This is a genomic window from Barnesiella sp. ET7 (genome assembly GCF_024733785.1).
GTDB lineage: Bacteria > Bacteroidota > Bacteroidia > Bacteroidales > Barnesiellaceae > Barnesiella > Barnesiella merdigallinarum.
In genome coordinates, this window is record NZ_JANRHM010000002.1 from 14,654 (window position 1) to 37,288 (window position 22,635).

Sequence of the window (22,635 nt, forward strand, 5' to 3'; positions counted from 1 at the left end):
TTTTTTCCGAACTCTAAATGTATAATACCGATATGAAAACAATATATCATCTATTATTCTCTCTGCTCTTTGTCTTCGCCTTTGTCGCTTGCGACAAGGACGACGACAAGGCCATCGAGAGAACCCAACTGAAACTGGAAGCCTCGGCCCAATCGGTCACGCTCAACCAGGACGCCCCCGACGACGTCATCCTCTCTTTCTCCTGGAACGAGGCTACCAGCCTGGGCCCGGAATACACCTTCGACTATCTGTTCCAGATCGACATCGCCGACAACGAATTCCAGTCGGCTACCGACGTGGTAACCCTCGGTGCCAACGAATCGGTGAGCTACACCTCGTCGCAACTCTACGACCTCATCGTCGAGAAGTGGGGTAAGACGGCCGGCGAACCGGTATCGGTCGAAGCCCGTGTAGCTGCCCGTGTCAACGGTCCCAAATTCCAATATCCCGAGATTGCCTATACCACCGTGCGGGTAACTACCTACATACCCCGCTCGCAAGCGCTCTACATCACCGGCTCGGCTACCCCTGGCGGCACCGACCTCAACAATGCCGACAAGATGACCGAGCTCTCCAACGGACGTCTCTACAACTGGAAGGGACAACTCACCGCCGGCGGATTCAAGTTCATCACCACGCCGGGCGTAGCTCTGCCCTCGTACAACAAGGGGGCCGACAACAGCACGCTCGTGAAACGCACGACCGAGAGCGACCCCGACGAGTACTTCCAGATAAGCGATCCCGGATTGTACTACATCTACATCTCGCTCAAAGAGATGAGCATCTCGTACAAGAAGCTGCTCTACGAAAACCTCTACCTCGTGGGTAGCGCCACCGCCGCTCAATGGGATTTGGACAAACTCATCGCCATGACTCCCGACAACCTCAACCCCAACATCTTTACCTATCAAGGGGCTTTGCAGGAGGGAGAACTGAAGATTCTGGCTCAACGCGAATTCAACGGCACTACCTTCAAACCGCTCGTAGCCGACGGTTCGATCGAGAGCACCGACGTGCAGGTAACTCCGGGCGAACAACCCGACTACAAGTGGAAGATTACCGCCGAGCAGGCCGGTCTCTACAAGATTACCCTCGACACCGAGAAGATGGAAATCAAGTTTGAAAAGCAATAAATCCGGCAAACGCACCGGCTTGGGGGGAGAGAAGCACTCTCGCCGGGTCGGTGCATTTGTTTCCCAACTATTAAATCTTCAACACACATCATGAAAAGAAATTCGTTACTTCTCATCTTCCTTTTAGTGCTGCTCACCTGCTGCAAAAGCGAAGATGCTCCCATCAAAGCCATCAAGCCCAACGAGCCGGGTAGTATCAACGAAGAGTACATGAGCCGGGCCGAAACGACCTTTGCCAATATCTTCAAATACTACTGGAGCGAACGGGTTGGATTGATGTTCGGTACCTACCCCAACACGCTGGGTACGCACGACGAGCCCAACAGCCCCGACTACAACAGCCACGCCTATCTGTGGGGTCTGGGCGGCGTACTCTCGGGCTTCAACGCCATTGTGCAAAACACCGACAACGTCGACTTCCGCACCACCTACGAGAGCCAGCTCAAGCGCACCCTGCTCGAATACTACAACACCACGAAAGAGCCCATGTGCTTCGGCTGCTTCGTCAACGACCACGACGAGCGGCTCTACGACGATGCCATCTGGGTAGGCATCGACCTCACCGACCTCTACTCCAAGACCAAAGACAACTGGTACCTCGACTATGCCAAGAGCGTGTGGAACTTTGTGCTCACCGGCAAAGACGATGCCTTGGGCGGCGGTATCTACTGGAAAGAGTCGCCCCGCGATTCGAAAAACACCTGCTCGAACGCCCCGGCCGTCGTGTTGGCTCTCAAGCTCTACCAGGTGACCAACGACCCCTCGTATCTCGAGACCGGTAAAGAGGTCTACAAATGGGTGAAATCGAAACTGCAAGACCCCGCCGACTACCTCTACTGGGACTGCATCAAAATCGACGGTACCGTAGAGACCAGCAAGTTCTCCTACAACTCGGGGCAGATGCTCCAGGCCGCCGTACTGCTCTACAACGCCACCGGCGACGCCCAATACCTCACCGATGCCAAACTGCTGGCCGAGGCTTGCTACAACTACTTCTTCGAGAATTTCGTATCCAACTACTCGGGCGAACAGTTCCGCATCCTCAAGGATGGCAAGCGCTGGTTCAACGCCATCATGGTGCGCGGATTCCTCGAACTGAACAAGGTCGAGAGCAACGGCACCTACATGCTGGCCATCCGCAAATCGCTCGACCACGCCTGGAAGTACACCCGCGATGCCGAGACGGGGCTCTTCTTCAAGCAATTCAGCGGAAACGAGATTACCGATAACCCCGGCGACATTCTCGACCAGGGTGCCATTGTCGAACTTTATGCCAAACTCGCAGTAAACTAATAACTAAAAACTTTTATCCATGAATCTGAACAAACTGCTCATAGGAGCCCTGTGCGCGGCCGGAGTACTGGGTGCTCGAGCCGAAAATGTGGCCATCGCGCAATCGTCGCTTGTGGGCGAAAACATCGTCGAATTTATTCCGCAAGGCTTCGACCAGACCAAGACTCCGTCGCTCATCCTCAAAGAGGAACCCACGACTCAAGGGGCCACCCCGGCCGATTGGGAACTGGTGCCCCAGTTTACCCTGGTCGACGGCAAAGCCTGCGCCTCGCTCAGCCTCACGGGCGAAATCAGTCTCTACGGCGGCGGCGAAGTCACCGGCCCGCTGTTGCGTAACGGACAATACATCAAGTTGTGGAACACCGATACCGGGGCCTACGGCGTAGACGGCGGCAAACGCCTCTACCAGTCGCACCCCTGGGTGATGGGCGTACGCCGCGACGGTACCGCATTCGGTATCCTCTTCGATACCTCGTGGAAAGCCGAACTCACCACCAACTCCGACAAAATCGAATTCAACACCGAGGGTGCCCTCTTCCGCATCTTCATCATCGACCGCGAGTCGCCCAAGGCCGTACTCAAGGGTCTGGCCGAACTGACCGGTACCATCACCATGCCGGCCCGCTGGACTCTGGGATACCACCAATGCCGTTTCTCCTACGGCAGCGAGCAGAAGGTACGCGAGATTGCCGATAACTTCCGCAACCGCCACATACCCTGCGACGTCATCTGGATGGACATCGACTACATGGACGGCTACCGCATCTTCACCTTCAACGAGACCAACTTCCCCGACCCCAAGGCGCTCAACGAAGAGTTGCACCAAAAGGGTTTCAAGGCGGTCTACATGATAGACCCGGGAGCCAAGGTCGACGAGAACTACCACGTCTATCAGTCGGGTACGGCCAACGACGTGTGGGTGAAACGCCCCAACGGCGAAACCTACCAGGGTAAGGTATGGCCCGGCTACTGCGCCTTCCCCGACTTCACCATGCCCGAGGCTCGCGACTGGTGGGCCGACCTCTACAAGGACTTCCTGGCCAAGGGTATCGACGGCGTATGGAACGACATGAACGAACCGGCCGTGACCGACGACGACATCCCCGAGGCCGAACGCATCGGAACCATGCCCTACGACACGCCTCACCGGGGCGGCGGCAATCTGCCTGCCGGTCCTCACCTGCTCTACCACAACGCCTACGGCCGACTGATGGTCGAGGCCTCGTACGAGGGTATCATGCGGGTGAACCCCGAGAAACGGCCCTTCCTTCTCTCACGTGCCGGCCTGCTGGGTTACCAACGCTATGCGGCTACCTGGACAGGCGACAACTGGGCCGGCTGGGACCACCTGAAACTCTCGGTGCCCATGTCGCTCACCCTGGGTCTCTCGGGCCAACCCTTCAGCGGTCCCGATATAGGCGGTTTCCTCAATAACACCGACGCCGACCTCTTCGCCAGCTGGATTGGGTTCGGCACCTTCCTCCCCTTCGCCCGCGGTCACGCCTGCGCCGGTACCAACGACAAGGAGCCCTGGGCCTTCGGCGAAGCCGTAGAGAACACCTCGCGCATCGCCATCGAACGCCGCTACCGCCTGTTGCCCTACCTCTATACACTCTTCTACGAAGCTCACACCACCGGCCTGCCGGTAATGGCTCCCGTCTTCTTTGCCGACCCGCAAGACCTGCGCCTGCGCAGCGAGCAACAGGCCTTCCTGCTGGGCGACAACCTGCTGGTTGTTCCGGCCTTTGCCGAGAACCCCGTGCTGCCCTACGGCATCTGGGAGCGTGTAACCCTCATCGACGGTGAGTACAGCGACAAATACCAGGCCGAGCTGAAAATCAAGGGTGGCAGCATCATTCCGGCCGGCCGGGTGGTACAAAGCACGACCGAAAACTCGTTCGAACCCCTTACCCTGCTCGTTTGTCTCGACGAAAACGGCAAGGCCCAGGGCCAGCTCTACTGGGATGCCGGCGACGGCTGGGACTTCCAGTGCGGCGATTACAGCCTCATGACCTTCTCGGCCGAGAAGAAAGGCAATACCGTCGATGTAAAACTGGCCTCGAAAGAGGGTAAACGCAAAATCGAAAAAGAGATCAAAGCCGTAAACGTAGAACTGATGATGAACGGGAAAGTTTACAAAGGCTCGGGCTCTTTGAAAAAAGGCGTAACTGTAAAGCTCTAACACATATTTTTAACTTATCATGAAAGACAGAATTTGTAAATCCCTGCGACTGATGTCGCTGGGATTTACCATCTTGTCGGCTTCGTGGGTACAGGCACAGGAGGTGCTTGTATCCCTCGAGGCGGAAGATGGTATCATCACATTACCAGCAAAAGTGAAACCCACCAACGGCACTACCGTAGCCGGACTCTCCGGTGGAAAATATGTAGGCGACAACGACCCCGGCAGCTCGATTGTATTTACCAACGTCGAGGTCCCCGAAACCGGCACCTACGAGTTCAAGACCTACTACATGAGCATGCAAAACCGCTCGATTGCCATCAAGGTCAACAACTACTCCGAGTTCATCTCGACTGTAACCAACACCACCCCCGGGTGGGACAATCCTCCCACCAACACCATGAGCACCTATATCTACATGGACAAGGGGATGAACACCATTACCATCACTCCGCAAGGTAGCGGAGGTCCCAACCTCGACAAATTCGAAATCATCACCACCGACGTCGAACTGCCTACCCCCGGCGAATTTCCCATCCTGCTCGAGGCCGAAACGGCCCAGCTCTTCGGCAACCTGAAGGTGAAGCCCGTCGACGGCAGTTCGGTCGACGGGCTCTCGGGCGGGAAATATATCGGCGACTTCGACCTGGCAGCCAACTCATACCTGCGGTTCAACGATGTAGAGATACCCGAGGAGGGGACCTACGAACTGAAGGTCTACTCCATGGGCTCGAGCCGCGCTCTCACCATCCAGGTCAACCACTACGCGAAGAGCATCATCCGCACCCTCGACTCACCCAACTGGGACAACCCGCCCACGTCGATGGTATCGACCCTCATCTATCTCGACAAGGGGAAGAACACCATCACCTTCGGGCTGCATGAGGACAACGGGCCCAACCTCGACAAGTTCGAGATATGCACCACGACCCAGACCATCGAACGACCCGAAATCGTGCGAATGGCCTATCCCTTCGACTTCACCGACGGGGCTACCATTACATCGCCCCAGAGCAACACCACCCTCGCCCTGCTCACCGACAACGACGAGTATACGAGTTTCGTACCCGAGTCGTCGAGTGTCGAGGTAGTGGCCAAGTGCGAGGTACCCGTGCTGCTCACGGGATTCCTGCTCTCGGCCGGCATCGACAGCGAAATCGACACCGACAGCTGGAAACTGTACAGCTCGACCGACGGCTCCTCGTGGAAGGAACTCTCCTACAACACGGCGACCGACCTCGACGGAGCTACTCTCTACGAGATTACCCAAACCCCGGGCAGTGCCACCACAAATGCCGCACAATACTACAAACTCGAGGCTCAGGCCGAGGGCCTGCAGATGGCCGAATGGCAGCTCTTCGGTCTGCCCTACACGGCTACCGGCGAACAGAACTTCCCGGCCGACCTGACCGAAGGCCTCGACATCGAAACACATGTGACGGGATACCCCACCGGCGAATCGGGCGACAACTTCAGCGAGGAGTTCTACCGCCTCTTCGACCGCAACATGAGCACCAAATACTATGCCCACGGAGCCACCAGCTTCTACGTGGAGATCGAGCTCGACAAGCCCTGCACCATCGACTCGTATGCTCTCTCGAGCTCCTACGACCACCCCGACCGCGACCCCCGCAAATGGATTCTCAACGGCTATAACGAAGAGCTGGGCTGGGTAGAGCTCGACCGCCAGACCGACGCCTACTTCCCCACCCGCTACTCGACCCTCAAATACGAGGTATCCTCGCCGCTGACCTTCACCCGCATCTTGCTCGACGTGGAGGCCAACAACGGTGCCGGCGACATTCAGCTGCTCAAATTCCAGATTTTCGGCCGGGAATCCGACGGGTCGGGTATCGAGAGTATCGAAGGAGAAACGGTAACTATCGTCTCGGGGCAAGGTTCCATCGCCATACGCCAGGCCCAACCCCACCCCGTAAAATATAGCGTGTACACCCTGTCGGGCACCCTCGCCGCTCAGGGAACGACGGCCGACTCGTACCACGAAATTGCCCTTCCTGCCGGAGCCTACATCATATCGGCAGGCGACGACGCCACCACTCAAACTCAAAAACTAATCGTCAAATAAACAGCAACACCATGAAACTATCGAAATACAAATGGTCGCTGGCAGCCTTGCTGCTCTCGCTGGCCACCCCCTCTTTCGCCCAATCGTGGTTCACTCCCGAGGTTGAGAAACGGGCCGAAGAGATATTGAAAAACATGACCGTCAAAGAACGCCTCACCTACATAGGCGGTGTAGACTGGATGTACACCCGGGCCATTCCCCGGCTGGACGTTCCGGCCATCAAAATGTCCGACGGCCCGCAAGGCGTAGGCACCTGGGGCCCCTCGACCGCCTATCCCTGCGCCCTGCTGCTGGCCGCTACCTGGAACCCCGACATGGCCTATGCCTACGGGGCCGCTCTGGCCCAGGACTGCAAGGCCCGCGGCGTGAACATCCTGCTGGGCCCGGCCGTGAACATCATCCGAGCACCCTATTCGGGCCGTAACTTCGAGTACATGGGCGAAGACCCGCTGCTGGCCGCCAACACCTCGACCGAATACATCAAGGGATTGCAGGAGAATGGCGTGATGGGTGTCATCAAGCACTTTGCCGCCAACTTCCAGGAGTACGACCGCAACTACGTGAGCTCCAACATCGACGAGCGCACCCTGCACGAAATCTATTTCCCGGCCTTCAAGTCGGCCGTGCAGAATGCCGAGGTGGGTGCCGTAATGAGCAGCTACAACCTGCTCAACGGGACCTGGACCACCGAAAACCCGTGGTTGCTCAAAGAGGTGCTGCGCGAGCAGTGGGGCTTCAACGGACTCGTCATGTCGGACTGGGGCTCGACCCACAACTGCATCCCGGCCGTGAAAAACGGGCTCGACCTGGAGATGGCCGGCAATGAAATCGAAAACGAAGAGGACCTGCGCAAATACCTCGCTACGGGCGAGATAGAGATGAGCGAAATCGACCTCAAGGTGAAACATATTCTGCAAACGATGATTGGCTTCGGCTTCTTCGACCGCGAACAGCTCGACCCCAGCATCCCCCTCGACAACCCCGAGACGGCACAGACGGCTCTCGAGATTGCCCGCGAGGGTATCGTCCTGCTCAAGAACGAGTCGGACATCCTGCCCCTGAACCCCGCCACCGTCAAACGCATTGCCGTCATCGGCAACAACGCCACCATCTATGCGGCCGGCGGCGGTAGCGGTCTGGTGCGTCCCTTCCACTACGTATCCTATTTCGACGGTCTCAAGACACTGGCCGCCAAGCAGGGCATCGAGGTGAACCTCGTCGACCTCTACGACCACATGGAGGATGTGCTCTATGCCGCTCCCGGCTCAAGCGAACACGGCCTTACCGGACAATACTACAACAACGAGAAGCTCGAGGGTACACCCGTAGCTACCCGCGTAGACCCGCGCATCGGGTTTGAGTGGACGGCCGGGACCGACCTCACCGAGGTGAACAAGAACTACTTCTCGGTAAAATGGACCGGCGAGATCCGTCCCATAGAGACCGGCGACTATACCATCATCGTGAAGGGTGACGACGGCTATCGGCTGATGCTCAACGGCGCTACCGTCATCGACGAATTTCAGGCCGGCTCCACCCGCGAAAGCCGCTACACCATGCACTTCGAGGCGGGCAAGAGCTATGCCATACAACTCGACTACTTCCAGCAGGGCGGCGGTGCCTGCATCGACCTGGCCTGGTTGAAGGCGGGCGACGAAGACCGGTTCCGCGAAGAGCTGGACAAGGCCGACGTAATCGTAGCCTTCATCGGCCACAACTCGAGCAGCGAAGCCGAGGCGGGCGACCGCTCCTTCGGGCTGCCTCAGGATGTGAAAGACCTCGTGCTGGCTGCCCAGAAAAGCAGCAAGCCAATGATTGGCGTGGTCAACGCCGGCGGTAACGTGGAGATGCAAGAGTGGGAACCCGGCATGAAGGGCCTCGTGTGGGGCTGGTACGGCGGTCAGGAGGCCGGCACGGCCATGGCCGAGGTACTGTTCGGTCTGTGCAACCCCTCGGGCAAACTGCCTGTCACCTTCGAAAAACGGTGGGAGGACAACCCCTGCTACAACAGCTACTACGACAACGGCACGAAGCAGGTAAACTTTACCGAGGGCGTTATGATGGGCTACCGCGGTTACGACAAGGCGGGCACCGAAGTGCAATACCCCTTCGGGTTCGGTCTCTCCTACACCACCTTCGAACTCTCTGACATGCAGATTGCAGAGCCGGCCGACGACGACCATCTGCTCGAAGTATCGTGCACCCTCAAGAATACCGGCTCGCGGGCCGGAGCCCAGGTGGTTCAACTCTATGTGGGCAAAAACGGAAGCAGCCCTGTGGAGCGTCCCATCCGGGAGCTGAAGAACTACCGCAAGGTCTACCTCGAACCCGATGAAGAGCAGACCATCACCCTCTACCTGACGAAAGACGCCTTCTCGTACTACGACGTGAACCGCAAGAATTTCGTAGTCGACAACGGAGATTACAACATCGAACTGGGATTCTCGTCGCGCGACATCAAACTGAAAGGCCAGGCCCAAATTCAGGTCGAGTCGGCCATCGTCCCGGTCGAGAGCCACACCGAGACCGGCAACCTCATCCCCTCGGTGGTGAAGCAGGGCGAAAAGATACGCCTGGCTCAAGGCTGCGCCTCGGAGCTGAACATCTACGACCTCACCGGTCAGATGCTCATGAAGCAAATCGACCAATGCACCATCGACACCTCGTACCTGAAGAAGGGAGCCTACCTCGCCCTCTACAAGGTTGACGAGAGGATGCACACCGGTAAATTCATCGTCGAGTAATCCTTACCTCTCTTTATATATGACGAGCCCCGAGAGCAATGCTCCCGGGGCTTGTCTTTATTTCCAGATTCTATATTCAGTCTCTATTTGACCGAAGCGAATGCCCTTATCGGGGCAGAACTTTTATCTGCAGTTTCTTGTAGGCACGGTCGGCTTTGGCGCGAGCCTCCTCTACGGTATCGGCGATAGCCAGAATCACACCCAGACGGCGGTGGCCCACCACTTCGGGTTTACCGAAGATACGTATCTGCACACCCTCTTCGGCGAGTACCTGGTCGAGATTGCCGAATACCACCTTGTCGGTATCGCCTTCGACCACAATGGCACGCGAGGCCGAGGGACCGTAGAAGCGAATGCCGGGAACGGGCAGGCCCAACACGGCGCGAGCATGCAGGGCAAACTGCGAGAGGTCTTGCGAAATCATCGTCACCATACCGGTGTCGTGCGGACGAGGTGAAACCTCGCTGAAGAGCACGTCGTCGCCCTTGATAAACAACTCGACCCCGAAGATGCCGTAACCGCCCAGAGCGTCGGTAATCTTGCGGGCAATCTCCTGAGCGCGCTCCAAGGCCTTCGGCGACATGGCTTGCGGCTGCCACGACTCTCGATAGTCGCCATCGACCTGTATGTGACCGACGGGTTTGAGGAAGGTAGTCCCGGCCGAGTGGCGCACGGTGAGCTGGGTAATCTCGTAGTCGAACTTCACGAAACCTTCGACAATCACCCGACCGGCTCCGGCACGGCCACCCTCCTGGGCATAGTGCCAGGCGTGGTCTATATCATCGGCGGTACGTACGACACTCTGTCCGTGACCCGACGAGCTCATAATGGGCTTCACCACGCAAGGCATGCCTATCTCTTTCACGGCAGCTTCGAACTCCTCGCGGGTCGAGGCAAACCGATAGGGCGAGGTGGGCAAACCCAGTTGCTCGGCGGCCAGACGGCGTATGCCTTCACGGTTCATCGTCAGGTAAGCGGCCGTAGCCGTAGGGGTAACCGAGTAGCCCTCTTTCTCGAGAGCCACCAACGTATCGGTAGCAATAGCCTCTACCTCGGGAATAATGTAATCGGGGCGTTCCTCCTCAATCACTTCGCGCAGTTTCTTACCGTCGAGCATCGACAGCACGTGGCTGCGATGAGCTATCTGCATGGCCGGAGCATTGGCATATTTATCCAACGCAACCACCTCTACACCATAGCGTTGCAACTCGATTGCAACCTCTTTTCCTAACTCTCCGCTACCGCAGAGCAATGCTTTTTTACCGACAGGGGTCAGTACCGTTCCAATTTCTACCATAATCTATTATGCTGTTGTATGTTTTTCTTGTACAAAGATAGTGAAAGGTGAGCGCAGAGACAAAGGAAAACCACGGGTTTTCAAATTTGGCTATGCCGAACCGACTCCTATCTTCGTGTAACAAAAATAGAGAAAGGTGAGAGTAGAGACAAACCGGAAACACAGTTTTCAAGATTTGGCTATACCGAGCCGCTCCCTATCTTCTTCAAAGATAGTGAAAGGTGAGCGCTGAGGCAAATGAAAACCACGGGTTTTCATTTGGGCTCGGGTCGAACCCGGTCTACCCCTCTGCACTATCCATAAAAAATGCCGGCCTCTCCCTGATGAAGGATGAGGTCGGCCTCGGCCGGAAGAACCGGCAACGGCTATTTCTTGGCGTGGGAACCGTCGCAAAACGGCTGGTTGGCCGACTTGCCGCAACGGCACATGAAGGCTCGCTGCTTTACGACCATACTGCCATCGGAAAACTGGATGCGCACATGCCCGCCAATACGCAGCGGGCCACACTCGATTACTCTCACGACCACCTCGGGTTTTATCGGTACAAGGGCTTCTTTCATAGCTGTTCGTTTTTTAGTTTCTTGCTTACTAAACAGCCGATGACGCCCTTTTGTTTATTCTACCGCCCCGGTCAACAACAATCGAGGGCACGGGAAAAATCCCGTGCCCTCGATTTATAACTTCCGTACTGCGTCTTCTATTAGAGCAATACAACTTCTACGTCAGCTTCTGTTTCGCTGATGCTCACTTTACCTTCGCGAGCCAACCAGCCCAGGGCGGCATAAATTTCTTTTTCTTTCAGTTTAGTCGCTTTCTTCAGACCTTTTACAGTCAGTTTACCCGACTCATGCAAAGCATTCCAAACTTGGCCTGCCCATGTTCCAATAACTTCTACGTTCATTCTTTTTTACGTTTAAATTAAACAACTTGAAAACACATTGTTTTAATCCGATGCAAAGTTAATACATTTTTTCTTTATTTTTAATACTCAATGTATTTTTTATGCTTTTCTTGCCAATTTTCCAAGAAAATCGATATTGGAATAACAATTTCATCCTCACTTTTGTTTATGCGGCTCATCGGCCCAAAACAATCTTCATTCCTTCCCGGGCCAGGGTGCAGGGGGTAAACTCCTGGCTGGCTTCGTCGCAAAGGGGCTGCTCATCTTCGTACCGAGCCGAAAAATGGCCCAGCACCAACTGTTTGACCGATGCAGCCCGGGCAATACGAGCGGCCTGACGAGCCGTCGAATGGCAGGTAAGGCGAGCCAACTCCTCGGCATCGTCGCCAAACGTAGCTTCGTGATAGAGGCAATCGGCCCCTTCAATCAAAGGAATGAGGGCTTCGTTGTAGGCCGTGTCGGAACAATAGGCATAGCGTAGCGGCGGGTCGGCCGGGGTGGTGAGTCGGTCATTGGGTATGGTCTGCCCGTCGGGGGTCGTGTAGTCGGCACCGGCCTTGATTTCGGCTCTCCGGTAGACGGGTATGTCGTAGAACTTCACCATATCGCCCCGCAGATGAAGCTGCCCCGGCTTCTCCTCGAAAAGGAAGCCCGAGCAGGGCACCCGGTGAATCAACGGCAAGGAGCGTACCCGTATCGAACGATCTTCGTAGATTACCTCCGAACAATTGGGCACGACGGGTTCGAACCGCACGGCAAAGGGCAATTCCCGGCAAAAGAAGTCGAGTTGCGGACGGAAAACCGCCTCGGCCTGCGGGTGGGCATGAATCACCAGCTCGCCCGTGCGCCCCAGCAACGACAGGGTCGAAATCAGGCCGATAAGCCCGAAACAGTGGTCGCCGTGCAGATGACTCAGGAAGATGTGCCCCAGCCGGGTAAACTTCAGGTGCATGCGGCGAAACTGGATTTGCGCCCCCTCGCCGCAATCGATCATAAACAGATTGTCACGCAGATTGAGCACCTGAGTACTCGGGTAGTGACGCAAGGTAGGCAAGGCCGAGCCGCATCCCAAAACATTGATTTCAAATTTTCCCATAACTTCTGACGGTATACAATATCTACAAAGATAACCCTTTTCGAGCAGATACGTTACTTCAGACAATACGATACCCCGATAAAAAGATAGGCCGGCAAAATTGCCGGCCTATCGGTATAGAGTCATTTGTCGATTACTTCACAACGATTATTTGTTGTTTTTGTCCTCGGCTTCGAGTTTCTCTTTCAGAGCAGCCAGAGCGTCGATGTCGCCCAGCGTCGTCTTCTCAACTTGCGGAGTTACAATCGTATCCTCGGCCTTAGCAGCTTTCTTGGCAGCTTTCTTGGCAGCCGATTCTTTCTTGGCCTCAGCCTTAGCCTCATCTTCGAAGATACGGCTGTGCGAGAGGATGATACGTTTGGCGTCTTTGTTGAACTCGATAACCTTGAAGGGGAGTTTCTCCTCGAGTTGAGCTTGCGTACCGTCTTGTTTTACCAGGTGTTTGGGAGTAGCGAAACCTTCTACACCGTAAGGCAATGCGATAACGGCACCCTTGTCGAGCATCTCGACGATTGTACCCTCGTGGATAGAATCAACGGTAAAGATGTTCTCGAATACGTCCCAAGGATTCTCCTCGAGTTGTTTGTGACCGAGGCTGAGACGACGGTTCTCCTTGTCGATTTCGAGCACTTGAACTTCGATGTCGGCACCGATCTGAGTGAACTCCGAGGGGTGTTTGATTTTCTTCGTCCAAGAGAGGTCCGAAATGTGGATAAGACCGTCTACGCCCTCTTCGAGTTCAACAAATACACCGAAGTTGGTGAAGTTGCGAACTTTGGCGTGGTGACGCGAACCAACGGCATATTTCTCTTCGATATTTTCCCAGGGATCGGGTTTGAGTTGTTTGATACCCAGCGACATTTTGCGCTCTTCGCGGTCGAGCGTAAGGATTACGGCCTCTACCTCGTCGCCCACTTTCATGAAGTCTTGAGCGCTACGCAGGTGTTGCGACCACGACATTTCCGAAACGTGGATAAGACCCTCTACACCCGGAGCGATTTCGACGAATGCACCGTAATCGGCCATCACAACGACTTTGCCTTTTACTTTGTCGCCTACTTTCAGGTTGGGATCGAGAGCATCCCAGGGATGCGGTTGCAGTTGTTTCAAGCCCAGAGCGATACGTTTCTTCTCGTCGTCGAAGTCGAGGATAACGACGTTGAGTTTCTGGTCGAGCGAAACCACCTCTTCGGGGTGCGAAACACGGCCCCAAGAGAGGTCGGTGATGTGAATCAGACCGTCTACGCCGCCCAGGTCGATGAATACACCATACGAGGTAATGTTCTTGACGGTACCCTCGAGAACCTGACCTTTTTCGAGTTTGGCGATGATCTCTTTCTTCTGTTGCTCGAGCTCGGCCTCGATGAGAGCCTTGTGCGAAACAACCACGTTCTTGAATTCTTGATTGATTTTAACCACCTTGAATTCCATCGTTTTACCTACGAATACATCGTAGTCGCGGATGGGTTTCACGTCGATTTGAGAACCGGGCAAGAATGCTTCGATGCCAAATACATCGACAATCATACCGCCCTTGGTACGACATTTGATATAACCCTTGATGATTTCGTCGTTTTCGAGAGCCGAGTTAACACGATCCCAAGAACGGGTAGCGCGGGCTTTCTTGTGCGACAGAACCAATTGTCCTTTCTTGTCTTCTTGATTTTCGATATAAACCTCTACTTTGTCTCCCACTTTCAAATCGGGATTGTAGCGGAATTCGCTCATCGGAATGATACCATCCGATTTGTAACCGATGTTTACGACTACCTCGCGCTTGTTCAGGGCGATAACCGTACCTTCGATTACCTCTTTGTCTTTAACGGTGTTCAGCGATTGGTCATAAGTTTTTACCAATTCGTCGTGGCTTTTGTCGCCATACACTTCGCCATTTTCATAGGCGTCCCAGTCGAAATTTTCTACCGGGCCATTTTTCAGTTCTTCACTCATGTTGTTTAAATAATTGATTTTTTGATTACTAAGTTAGACATTATATGGTCTGTTAAAATCGGTGCGAAGATACGAAATCTTTTTTTCTCTGCAAACTATTTCGATAATAATCACTTACAATCGTTCACGACAAAAACCGGAACCCTGCCGGCAATCAAGAAAAAACATACAATAAATATAAACTTTTTGTGTTTTATAAAGAAAGACTATTACTACCCCCACATGAAACAAAAAATTACATGGCTCCAGATACTGCAAGGATGGAGCATGCTGCTGGTCGTCGTCGGGCACATCACGCTCACCGGAACCTTTGAGAATCCCGAGACCCCGGTAAGCGCAGCCATCGAAACAATTATTTACAGTTTCCACATGCCCCTGTTCATGTTTATATCGGGCTTCCTTTTCTATTATACCAAAATAAGCCGCAATATCGCTTATAAAAAAATGTAGTTATCGATAAGCTCAAACGATTAGGTATTCCGTTTCTCTTCTTCACGCTGTTCACATTTGCAGTGAAATTTGCATTTGCCCCGTTTATGAAACGCCCTGTGGAGTTGTCAATTTCGCAGTTTGTCAACAGTTTCCTGTATCCGGGGAGCAATCCCTTAAGCGAAATGTGGTTTGTCGCAACTCTCTTTATTATCATGCTTACCTACCCTCTCTTGAAATATATGATTACAAGTCCCTTCAAGATTGGAATACTCTTATTGGGGTGTATCGCACTGAATCTATTTTTTCCTGCCGATATTGAGTTGCTCTGACTCTCCAATGTGGCTTATATGCTGATTTTCTTTTGTCTGGGGATACTCTTTTGTCAATTTCACCTGCACCAATACCTGAGCACACCTTGGATATTCATCGTGCTATTGGCTCTATTCTGTGCCTTTACGCTTATTCCGGGATGCCCCAGGCTGCTGCTAAATCTCTCGGGTATACTCGCTTCAACCTCTTTAGCTCTTAATCTGGCACCTTTGACACCTCGGCTGTTTGCTTCGTTCAGAGATTATACATTCCAAATCTTTTTACTGGGTATCTTCCCGCAAATAGCCATTCGAATCGTATACACGAAAATCCCCCATTCCGAGGTCTCCTATTGGACTCTCTATCTGGCCAGCATTCTCATAGGTATCTATCTCCCGGTACTCGTTGCCAAAATCATCAAGAAAATACCATCCCCGCTCATATACCGTTGCTTCGGTCTGTAACCTACCTCCGCCGTTTGAAAAAGCTCTTCATCAAGGCGGCGCACTCGTCGGCCAGAATACCAGACTCGACGCGGGTTTTGGGGTGCAGGGCTTCGGGAGCAAAGCGGCGGTAACCCCGCTTGTCGTCGCCGGCCCCGAAGACGACACGCGACAACTGCGACCATCCGATAGCCCCGGCACACATTACACAAGGCTCCAGGGTAACGTAGAGGGTACAGTCGGTCAGATACTTGCCCCCCAACGAAGCGGCCGCCGAGGTGATGGCTTGCATCTCGGCATGAGCCGTCACATCGCCCAGACACTCGGTCAAGTTATGGGCTCGGGCTACTACCCGGTCCTTACACACCACTACGGCCCCCACCGGAATTTCGCCAGCCTCGAAAGCCGCCCGGGCCTCCTGCAAGGCCATCCGCATATATCGCTCGTCTTTTTCTTTATCGTCCATCATTCTGTTGCACTTATAAAAAAAGTGGAGAATCCCCGGTCGCTACCGACTCAAGGACTCTCCGCAAAGTTAACGCATAAAACAATTTCAATCAATCTTTCAGGTAATAAACCACCGAGGTCACTACGCGCACGTGTTTTAAATAAGGTGTATTGGCATCGCGATCCTCGATAGAGAACTGCCCCTGATAGGCCGAAGAGATTTTGCCCAGCTTGCTGTCCGAATCCTTGGCAAACTTCTCGGCGGCGATACGGGCATTCTGGGTGGCCTCGGCAATCATCTCGGGTTTCAATTCGTTCAACTTGGTAAAGAGGAACTGCGTGTTGTACTGGTAGTCGCCCGACACGATGGCTACCCCCTGCTCCAGCAGAGAGGCCTGTTTCACAATGAGCTCGCGCACCTTGTCGACCTGATTCGACGAAACGGTGATAACCGAGGTGACGTTGTATCGATACGGATTATTGAGGTTGCTATATCGGTCGGCCTGCATGTCGACGATGCTGGGAGGGGCCACCGAAATTTCGTTCTCGCCAATGCCGTTCGATTTCAAGAAATCGATCACGATTTTGTTCTTGGCATTCACCGCCCGGTATATCGAGCTCAAATCGTTGCCCAACTCCTTATATACCAGCGGCCAGATGACCCGATCGGCCGGGACTTCCCGCTCCGAAAGGCCTTTCACCGAGACCGTTCGCACAGCCTCTTTCGACTTGACGATGCCACTCTCGATACGCTGGCCCAACAAAAACAGGCCCAAGGCTACAATGATAGCCGGTACAATCCACTTGTTTTTCATATCTCTTCTATTTTTACGGATTACATACTCCTGCACAAATATATAACTATTATTGAATAATTGAATAGATAACGCTTAAAAACCATTTTCCCCCTATTCTCTTTCACTTTATCTGCACTCCGGCTTCCGATTCCCGCCGAATCTTCGTATATTCGCTACCCAATCGCAAGCCTATGGCACAACACAACCAATTGGGAAAGACCGGCGAAGAACGGGCGGCCGAATACCTCATCTCAAAGGGGTACATCATTCGCGACATCAACTGGCGCAGCGGGAAGATGGAGCTCGACCTGGTGGCCTATCGCGACACGACCCTCGTCGTGGTCGAGGTGAAGACCCGCAGCAGTCTCGACTTTCTACGCCCCGAAGAGGCGGTGACCCTGCGCAAAATCAAGAATATCGTGCGGGCTACCGATGCTTACATACGCCTGTTCAATATCCCGTTCGAGGTGCGATTCGACATCATCACCCTTGTGGGCAATAACGACAGCTTCGAAATCGAACATATCGAAGATGCCTTTCTCGCCCCTCTTAACTGTTAACATTCATCTGCAAACGCAATGGAAACCAAAGAGATAATTTTCACCAAAGACCACCTGGTCGAAACCGCTTCGACCAACACCTATCTGCAACAACTCGATACCGACCGGCACTTGCCCGAGGGCTATATCGTCTACACCGATACCCAACGGGCCGGACGTGGACAACGGGGCAACTCGTGGGAATCGGAACCGGGCAAGAACCTTACCTTCAGCCTGCTGCTGCGCCCCGAACACATCCCGGCCAACCAACAGTTTCTGCTCTCGCAGGCCGTTTCGCTGGCCATGACCGACCTGCTCGGCCGCTATGCCACAGGCTTCTCCATCAAATGGCCCAACGACATCTACTGGGAGGACAAGAAGATAGCCGGCATCCTCATCGAAAATGTATTGAGCGGCACCACTTTTGCCCGCTCCATCGTGGGCATAGGACTCAACATCAATCAAGCAACTTTCGTGAGCGATGCTCCCAACCCCGTTTCGCTGTTCCAGATTACGGGTCATACCTATGACATCGAGGCGGTTCTCGACCAGTTTGTCGATGCTTTCCGCACCCGCTACCAGCAGACCTTTACCGACTCGGCCCGGGCGCTGCGCGAAGAGTATGCAGCCACCCTCTACCGCAACGACGGAGAGTATCCCTATTGCAGCGAGGGCAAAACCTTTTATGCTTCGATTACAGGGGTAGAGCCCGACGGCCATCTGATACTCACGACCGATACGGGCGAGGAGAGACGCTTCGCCTTCAAAGAGGTATCATTCCTGCTTTAACCGCCAGAGCAACGGTTTGACAATGCCGCTGAGCTGGGGCAACTCGTCGGTCAGACGGTCCAGCCGAGCCAGTTGGTCGGTCAAATACCGATTGCTTTGCCTCTGAACCGCCGCCGTAAAATAGCGACGGGCACTGGCTATATCGGAAGCGAGTACCTCGCGCTTGGCCTCGCGATAGTACGAGGCCTGCACCGGTGGCTGCCCCACCTCCTCGAGATAACGGGTATCTATCGAATCGAGTCGTTCCTGCCCCTTGACGGCATAGTAGCTACCCAGAAAAAGATTGGCATCGAAGTCGAGCGAGTCGATTTGCAGAATCGACTTCTGCACCTCGACAGCGGCCTCGCTGTCGCCGGCCAGCAGCAGGGCATTAGCCTTCGACTTCAGGTAGTTGACCTGGCGAGGCATCACCGCCAGCAACTCATCGGCAATGGCCAGGGTGTGGACCGCATCACGCCGGAACTCGTAGTAACCCAACAGGTAATTGTTTGCCACCCGCGTAAACCAAGGCTGCTCGCTCTTGACCAGCAGCAGCACCTGTTCATACACGCCGGTCTGTCCAATGGAGCGGGAGAGCACATCGATGCCCGTAAAGAGCGAATCGAGCGAGAGCCCCTGCATCTCGGACCGCACCACATATTGCATGATAGCCGCCGAGTCGTTGAGCATGGCCGAAGCAACCACCGCATCGACATAGGTTTTCACCCGACCGGGTCGACGCTCGAGCAGCGTGTCGCACATGGCAAGAGCATCGCGCCACTCGGCATTTACAAAGTAGTCGTCGGCCTTCCGCAATACAGTGCGATACGGCTGTTCACCCCATGCCGCAAAGAGCGTCGCACACAAAAGAAGCACACCTATTACCCGCCTCATATTCATACGTTTAATCAATCACATTACAGACGGACAAATATACACATTCGGCAGCGGAATATCGGCAAAGAAGAGGCTAAAAAAACGAAACTGCTATTTTTCTTACAGAATTTGCGACCCAAAATTCAGAGAATAATAAAAATTCACTATTTTTGAAAACCAATAAAATCAACAAACACAGTGTGGTTATGAGCAATCGTTACAAAAGAATACTCCTGAAACTGAGCGGCGAGTCGCTCATGGGTGAAAAACAATATGGCATCGACGAAAAACGGGTAACCGAGTATGCCTCGCAAATCAAAGAGATTGCCGGGATGGGTATCGAAATCGGTATCGTCATCGGCGGCGGCAACATATTCCGCGGATTGAGCGGAACGACCCAAGGGGTCGACCGGGTGAAAGGCGACCAGATGGGCATGTTGGCCACTGTCATCAACAGCCTGGCCTTGAGTTCGGCGCTCGAGAAGGTAGGCCAAAAGGCCCGGGTATTCACGGCCATCAACATGTTCCCCATCGGCGAGCATTACAGCAAGTGGAAAGCCATCGAGGCCATGCAGAAGGGCGAAATCGCCATTATCTCGTGCGGAACGGGCAACCCCTTCTTCACCACCGACACCGGTTCGGCCCTGCGCGGTATCGAAATCGAAGCCGACGTGATGCTCAAGGGTACCCGCGTCGACGGCATCTACACGGCCGACCCCGAGAAAGACCCCACCGCCGTGAAGTTCGACAAGATCAGCTACGACGAAATCTACACCCGCGGCCTGAAGGTAATGGACCTCACCGCCACCACCCTCTGCAAAGAGAACCACCTGCCCATCATCGTATTCGACATGGATACCGTGGGCAACCTGAAAAAGGTATTGTCGGGCGAGAACATCGGCACCCTGGTATATTAACCGGCCCGCTTGGTCATTCTCGAAAAAAAGAGTACATTTGTTCACAAAACTATTAGAAACTTTTCAACCCTACTTTATTATGGACGACGTAAAAACATATCTCAACACGGCCGAAGAAAAAATGTCTATGGCTATCGAATTCCTCGACGAGGCTCTGGCTCACATCCGGGCCGGTAAAGCAAACCCGCGGATTCTCGACGGCATACGGGTCGACTACTACGGCAGCCAGGCCCCGCTCTCGAATGTAGCCAACATTTCGGTGCCCGACGCCCGCACCATCGTCATCACCCCGTGGGAAAAATCGATGTTCCGGGTTATCGAAAAAGCCATTCTCGACTCCGAGCTGGGCATCACCCCCGAGAACAACGGCGAAATTATCCGGCTCTCCATTCCCCCGTTGACCGAGGAACGACGCAAAGCGCTCGTGAAACAGTCGAAACAAGAGGCCGAAAATGCCAAAGTGAGCGTACGTAACGCCCGCCGCGATGTAATCGACGCCTTGAAAAAGGCCCAGAAAGAGGGCATGTCGGAAGATGTAGCCAAAGATGGCGAAGCCTCGGCTCAAAAGCTGCACGACAAATACATGAAAAAAATCGACGACATCTTTGCCGAGAAGGAGAAAGAGATTCTCACCGTATAACGACACTTTCAAATTGGTCATACCAGAGGTGAGCCGGGTCGAAAAACCACAGGCTCACCTCCTTTTTATTTCCATTTCCAAAACTTTCTGCTACATTTGTAACCAAAAAACCGATTACGTGGAAGGGCTTGTCATCAAAAATACGGGTAGCTGGTATATCGTGCGCACCGATGCGGGCGAGTCGATACCGTGCAAAATCAAGGGGAATTTCCGATTGAAGGGAATACGCAGTACCAACCCGGTATCGGTGGGCGACCGGGTCGACATCGAGATGAACCCCGACCATACCGCCTTCATCACCCGCATACACGAGCGGAAGAACTACATCATACGCCGGGCCTCCAACCTGTCGAAAGAGTCGCACATCATCGCCGCCAACATCGACCTGGCCCTGCTTGTGGTCACCGTCAACTCGCCCCTCACCTCGACCACCTTCATCGACCGCTTTCTGGCCACGGCCGAGGCCTACCGCATACCCGTGCACATCGTCATCAACAAGTGCGACACCTTCACCCCCGACGACCGGGAGTATGCCGAGGCACTCTGCTACCTCTACCGCTCCATCGGCTACGAGTGCCGCTGCGTGTCGGCCGCCACGGGCGAGGGGTTCGACTTCATCACCGACTCGCTCAAAGATCGCATCACCCTGCTATCGGGTAATTCGGGGGTGGGGAAATCGACCATCATCAGCCGCATCCTGCCCGGTGTCGAAATCAGAATCGGTGCCGTATCGACCGCCCACCACAAGGGCATGCACACGACCACCTTCTCCGAGATGTACCCGCTGCCTCAAGGGGGATACCTCATCGACACCCCGGGCATCAAGGGTTTCGGCACCATCGACTTCGACCCAAGCGAGGTGGCTCACTTCTTCCCCGAGATATTCGAGATTTCGCGGGGATGCCGCTTCAGCGACTGCACCCACCGGCACGAACCCGGCTGTGCGGTGTTGAAGGCTCTCGAAAATCACGAGATAAGCGAATCGAGATACGCCAGCTACCTGAGCATCATCGACGACAGTTCCGACGGGAAATACCGAGAAGCCTTTTGACAACCCGCATCCATCCCGACTCAGGCGACCGGCCTATCGCTCAAAAACAAGAAAGATTATGAAGAGGATTTGTATTACTTATCGTCACGCAGCCATCGTATTTCTGACCGCAACCTGTCTTCTGTCGGCCGGAGCTGCTCCTAAAAAAAGCCATACCGCTGCAACCCCTCGCGATACCAATACCGCCGTAAACATACCCGACTCGCTGATGAAGCCGCTGTCGGTACCTCTGCCTCAAACTCTGGTCGACAAACAAATCGACAGCCTCATCGTCTATGCCCGCAAATATACCGGCACCCCCTACCGCCGGGGCGGAAAGGGACCCAATCGATTCGACTGCTCGGGATTCATGCAATATGTCTTCAACCACTTTTCCTACCCGCTCAACGCCAGTTCGGCTTCGCAGTTTCTGCAGGGCATCTCGGTAGCCGACGAACAGATACGCCGGGGCGACCTGGTATTTTTCAAGGGGAGTAACAGCCGCCGGGCAAGGGTGGGACACGTAGGACTGGTAACCGAAGTCTACCCCGACGGGCGATTCAAGTTCATACATGCCTCTACCTCGCAGGGTATACGCGAGGATTGGAGCTCGTCGCCCTATTATGCCAAACGGTACATGGGAGCCCGCCGTATCTACTTTGCTCAAATAGACCAAAGTCTCATCCTCGATGCCATTATCGACCTCGAGGAGATAGACGACGATACCCCTTTCGATGGAGATTGAATAATCGGTC

The 22,635-nt window shown here is 54.3% G+C and carries 21 protein-coding genes; 13 read left to right on the forward strand and 8 right to left on the reverse strand.

Translation table 11 applies throughout. The features are described from left to right. Positions 1-32: 32 nt before the first annotated feature. From NW211_RS01445 to NW211_RS01465, 5 genes are all read left to right on the forward strand, one after another. Entirely contained in the window at positions 33-1,133 is a 1,101-nt protein-coding gene (locus NW211_RS01445; RefSeq protein ID WP_258326684.1) for a SusF/SusE family outer membrane protein, read from the forward strand. 90 nt (positions 1,134-1,223) lie between these two features. Beyond that, positions 1,224-2,426 carry a glycoside hydrolase family 76 protein gene (locus NW211_RS01450; protein WP_087408941.1) on the forward strand — a complete coding sequence of 401 codons (1,203 nt, stop codon included), beginning with the start codon at positions 1,224-1,226 and terminating at the stop codon, positions 2,424-2,426. Between the two features lie 19 nt (positions 2,427-2,445). Beyond that, the gene (locus tag NW211_RS01455) at positions 2,446-4,608 is read left to right on the forward strand and encodes a TIM-barrel domain-containing protein (protein ID WP_258326685.1); all 2,163 of its coding nucleotides are present in this window, start codon (positions 2,446-2,448) and stop codon (positions 4,606-4,608) included. Between the two features lie 19 nt (positions 4,609-4,627). Beyond that, on the forward strand, positions 4,628-6,694 hold the full coding sequence (locus NW211_RS01460; RefSeq protein WP_258326686.1) for a T9SS type A sorting domain-containing protein: 2,067 nt from the start codon (positions 4,628-4,630) through the stop codon (positions 6,692-6,694). An 11-nt stretch (positions 6,695-6,705) separates the two neighbouring features. Continuing rightward, the gene (locus NW211_RS01465; RefSeq protein WP_258326687.1) at positions 6,706-9,438 is read left to right on the forward strand and encodes a glycoside hydrolase family 3 C-terminal domain-containing protein; all 2,733 of its coding nucleotides are present in this window, start codon (positions 6,706-6,708) and stop codon (positions 9,436-9,438) included. Between the two features lie 106 nt (positions 9,439-9,544). On the opposite strand, the gene purT is transcribed toward NW211_RS01465, so the two are convergent. The 5 genes from purT to rpsA form a co-directional block, all read right to left on the reverse strand. Next, the gene (gene purT / locus NW211_RS01470; protein WP_258326688.1) at positions 9,545-10,735 is read right to left on the reverse strand and encodes a formate-dependent phosphoribosylglycinamide formyltransferase; all 1,191 of its coding nucleotides are present in this window, start codon (positions 10,733-10,735) and stop codon (positions 9,545-9,547) included. Between the two features lie 365 nt (positions 10,736-11,100). Next, positions 11,101-11,295, reverse strand: a complete 195-nt coding sequence (locus tag NW211_RS01475; RefSeq protein ID WP_087409737.1) for a CDGSH iron-sulfur domain-containing protein — start codon at positions 11,293-11,295, stop codon at positions 11,101-11,103. A gap of 140 nt (positions 11,296-11,435) precedes the next feature. After that, on the reverse strand, positions 11,436-11,636 hold the full coding sequence (locus NW211_RS01480) for a winged helix-turn-helix domain-containing protein (RefSeq protein ID WP_087409310.1): 201 nt from the start codon (positions 11,634-11,636) through the stop codon (positions 11,436-11,438). Between the two features lie 175 nt (positions 11,637-11,811). Continuing rightward, complete coding sequence (locus NW211_RS01485) at positions 11,812-12,732, reverse strand: ribonuclease Z (RefSeq protein ID WP_258326689.1); 921 nt, start codon at positions 12,730-12,732, stop codon at positions 11,812-11,814. A gap of 147 nt (positions 12,733-12,879) precedes the next feature. Beyond that, a complete protein-coding gene (gene rpsA, locus NW211_RS01490) occupies positions 12,880-14,682 on the reverse strand; it encodes a 30S ribosomal protein S1 (protein WP_087409308.1) in 1,803 nt (600 codons plus the stop codon). A gap of 222 nt (positions 14,683-14,904) precedes the next feature. Here rpsA and NW211_RS01495 point away from each other — a divergent pair, with 222 nt between their 5' ends. Then, a complete protein-coding gene (locus tag NW211_RS01495) occupies positions 14,905-15,132 on the forward strand; it encodes an acyltransferase family protein (protein WP_258326690.1) in 228 nt (75 codons plus the stop codon). 47 nt (positions 15,133-15,179) lie between these two features. Continuing rightward, positions 15,180-15,443, forward strand: coding sequence for a hypothetical protein (locus tag NW211_RS01500; RefSeq protein ID WP_309249693.1), 264 nt, complete (start codon positions 15,180-15,182; stop codon positions 15,441-15,443). A 445-nt stretch (positions 15,444-15,888) separates the two neighbouring features. Here the strand turns inward: NW211_RS01500 and NW211_RS01505 are convergent, their stop codons facing one another. After that, positions 15,889-16,332, reverse strand: coding sequence for a nucleoside deaminase (locus NW211_RS01505; RefSeq protein WP_258326803.1), 444 nt, complete (start codon positions 16,330-16,332; stop codon positions 15,889-15,891). A 91-nt stretch (positions 16,333-16,423) separates the two neighbouring features. After that, positions 16,424-17,128, reverse strand: a complete 705-nt coding sequence (locus tag NW211_RS01510; protein WP_087409306.1) for an SIMPL domain-containing protein — start codon at positions 17,126-17,128, stop codon at positions 16,424-16,426. Positions 17,129-17,301: 173 nt separating this feature from the next. Here NW211_RS01510 and NW211_RS01515 point away from each other — a divergent pair, with 173 nt between their 5' ends. After that, positions 17,302-17,670, forward strand: coding sequence for a YraN family protein (locus NW211_RS01515; RefSeq protein ID WP_087409305.1), 369 nt, complete (start codon positions 17,302-17,304; stop codon positions 17,668-17,670). An 18-nt stretch (positions 17,671-17,688) separates the two neighbouring features. Further along, positions 17,689-18,438, forward strand: a complete 750-nt coding sequence (locus NW211_RS01520) for a biotin--[acetyl-CoA-carboxylase] ligase (protein ID WP_258326692.1) — start codon at positions 17,689-17,691, stop codon at positions 18,436-18,438. On the opposite strand, the gene NW211_RS01525 is transcribed toward NW211_RS01520, so the two are convergent. After that, a complete protein-coding gene (locus tag NW211_RS01525) occupies positions 18,424-19,311 on the reverse strand; it encodes a lipopolysaccharide assembly protein LapB (protein ID WP_258326693.1) in 888 nt (295 codons plus the stop codon). The two genes, NW211_RS01520 and NW211_RS01525, sit on opposite strands and share 15 nt — an antisense overlap. Before the next feature lie 188 nt (positions 19,312-19,499). Between NW211_RS01525 and pyrH the strand changes: the two genes are divergently transcribed. From pyrH to NW211_RS01545, 4 genes are all read left to right on the forward strand, one after another. Further along, positions 19,500-20,210: a UMP kinase gene (gene pyrH, locus NW211_RS01530; RefSeq protein ID WP_087409316.1), complete on the forward strand. Its 711-nt coding sequence runs from the start codon at positions 19,500-19,502 to the stop codon at positions 20,208-20,210. A gap of 79 nt (positions 20,211-20,289) precedes the next feature. Next, the gene (gene frr, locus NW211_RS01535) at positions 20,290-20,850 is read left to right on the forward strand and encodes a ribosome recycling factor (protein ID WP_087409302.1); all 561 of its coding nucleotides are present in this window, start codon (positions 20,290-20,292) and stop codon (positions 20,848-20,850) included. 118 nt (positions 20,851-20,968) lie between these two features. Then, positions 20,969-21,901 carry a ribosome small subunit-dependent GTPase A gene (rsgA, locus tag NW211_RS01540; protein ID WP_258326694.1) on the forward strand — a complete coding sequence of 311 codons (933 nt, stop codon included), beginning with the start codon at positions 20,969-20,971 and terminating at the stop codon, positions 21,899-21,901. Positions 21,902-21,959: 58 nt separating this feature from the next. Next, complete coding sequence (locus NW211_RS01545; protein WP_258326695.1) at positions 21,960-22,625, forward strand: C40 family peptidase; 666 nt, start codon at positions 21,960-21,962, stop codon at positions 22,623-22,625. Positions 22,626-22,635: the final 10 nt, after the last annotated feature.

What these genes read in the sequence shown, in the direction of transcription:
- NW211_RS01445 (WP_258326684.1), top strand. Translation starts at nt 33, where the DNA reads ATGAAAACAATATATCATCTATTATTCTCTCTGCTCTTTGTCTTCGCC.
- pyrH (WP_087409316.1), top strand. Translation starts at nt 19,500, where the DNA reads ATGAGCAATCGTTACAAAAGAATACTCCTGAAACTGAGCGGCGAGTCG.
- NW211_RS01505 (WP_258326803.1), bottom strand. Translation starts at nt 16,332, where the DNA reads ATGGACGATAAAGAAAAAGACGAGCGATATATGCGGATGGCCTTGCAG.
- frr (WP_087409302.1), top strand. Translation starts at nt 20,290, where the DNA reads ATGGACGACGTAAAAACATATCTCAACACGGCCGAAGAAAAAATGTCT.
- purT (WP_258326688.1), bottom strand. Translation starts at nt 10,735, where the DNA reads ATGGTAGAAATTGGAACGGTACTGACCCCTGTCGGTAAAAAAGCATTG.
- NW211_RS01465 (WP_258326687.1), top strand. Translation starts at nt 6,706, where the DNA reads ATGAAACTATCGAAATACAAATGGTCGCTGGCAGCCTTGCTGCTCTCG.
- NW211_RS01485 (WP_258326689.1), bottom strand. Translation starts at nt 12,732, where the DNA reads ATGGGAAAATTTGAAATCAATGTTTTGGGATGCGGCTCGGCCTTGCCT.
- NW211_RS01515 (WP_087409305.1), top strand. Translation starts at nt 17,302, where the DNA reads ATGGCACAACACAACCAATTGGGAAAGACCGGCGAAGAACGGGCGGCC.
- NW211_RS01510 (WP_087409306.1), bottom strand. Translation starts at nt 17,128, where the DNA reads ATGAAAAACAAGTGGATTGTACCGGCTATCATTGTAGCCTTGGGCCTG.
- NW211_RS01495 (WP_258326690.1), top strand. Translation starts at nt 14,905, where the DNA reads ATGAAACAAAAAATTACATGGCTCCAGATACTGCAAGGATGGAGCATG.
- rpsA (WP_087409308.1), bottom strand. Translation starts at nt 14,682, where the DNA reads ATGAGTGAAGAACTGAAAAATGGCCCGGTAGAAAATTTCGACTGGGAC.
- NW211_RS01525 (WP_258326693.1), bottom strand. Translation starts at nt 19,311, where the DNA reads ATGAGGCGGGTAATAGGTGTGCTTCTTTTGTGTGCGACGCTCTTTGCG.
- NW211_RS01475 (WP_087409737.1), bottom strand. Translation starts at nt 11,295, where the DNA reads ATGAAAGAAGCCCTTGTACCGATAAAACCCGAGGTGGTCGTGAGAGTA.
- NW211_RS01455 (WP_258326685.1), top strand. Translation starts at nt 2,446, where the DNA reads ATGAATCTGAACAAACTGCTCATAGGAGCCCTGTGCGCGGCCGGAGTA.
- NW211_RS01460 (WP_258326686.1), top strand. Translation starts at nt 4,628, where the DNA reads ATGAAAGACAGAATTTGTAAATCCCTGCGACTGATGTCGCTGGGATTT.
- NW211_RS01480 (WP_087409310.1), bottom strand. Translation starts at nt 11,636, where the DNA reads ATGAACGTAGAAGTTATTGGAACATGGGCAGGCCAAGTTTGGAATGCT.
- NW211_RS01450 (WP_087408941.1), top strand. Translation starts at nt 1,224, where the DNA reads ATGAAAAGAAATTCGTTACTTCTCATCTTCCTTTTAGTGCTGCTCACC.
- NW211_RS01545 (WP_258326695.1), top strand. Translation starts at nt 21,960, where the DNA reads ATGAAGAGGATTTGTATTACTTATCGTCACGCAGCCATCGTATTTCTG.
- NW211_RS01520 (WP_258326692.1), top strand. Translation starts at nt 17,689, where the DNA reads ATGGAAACCAAAGAGATAATTTTCACCAAAGACCACCTGGTCGAAACC.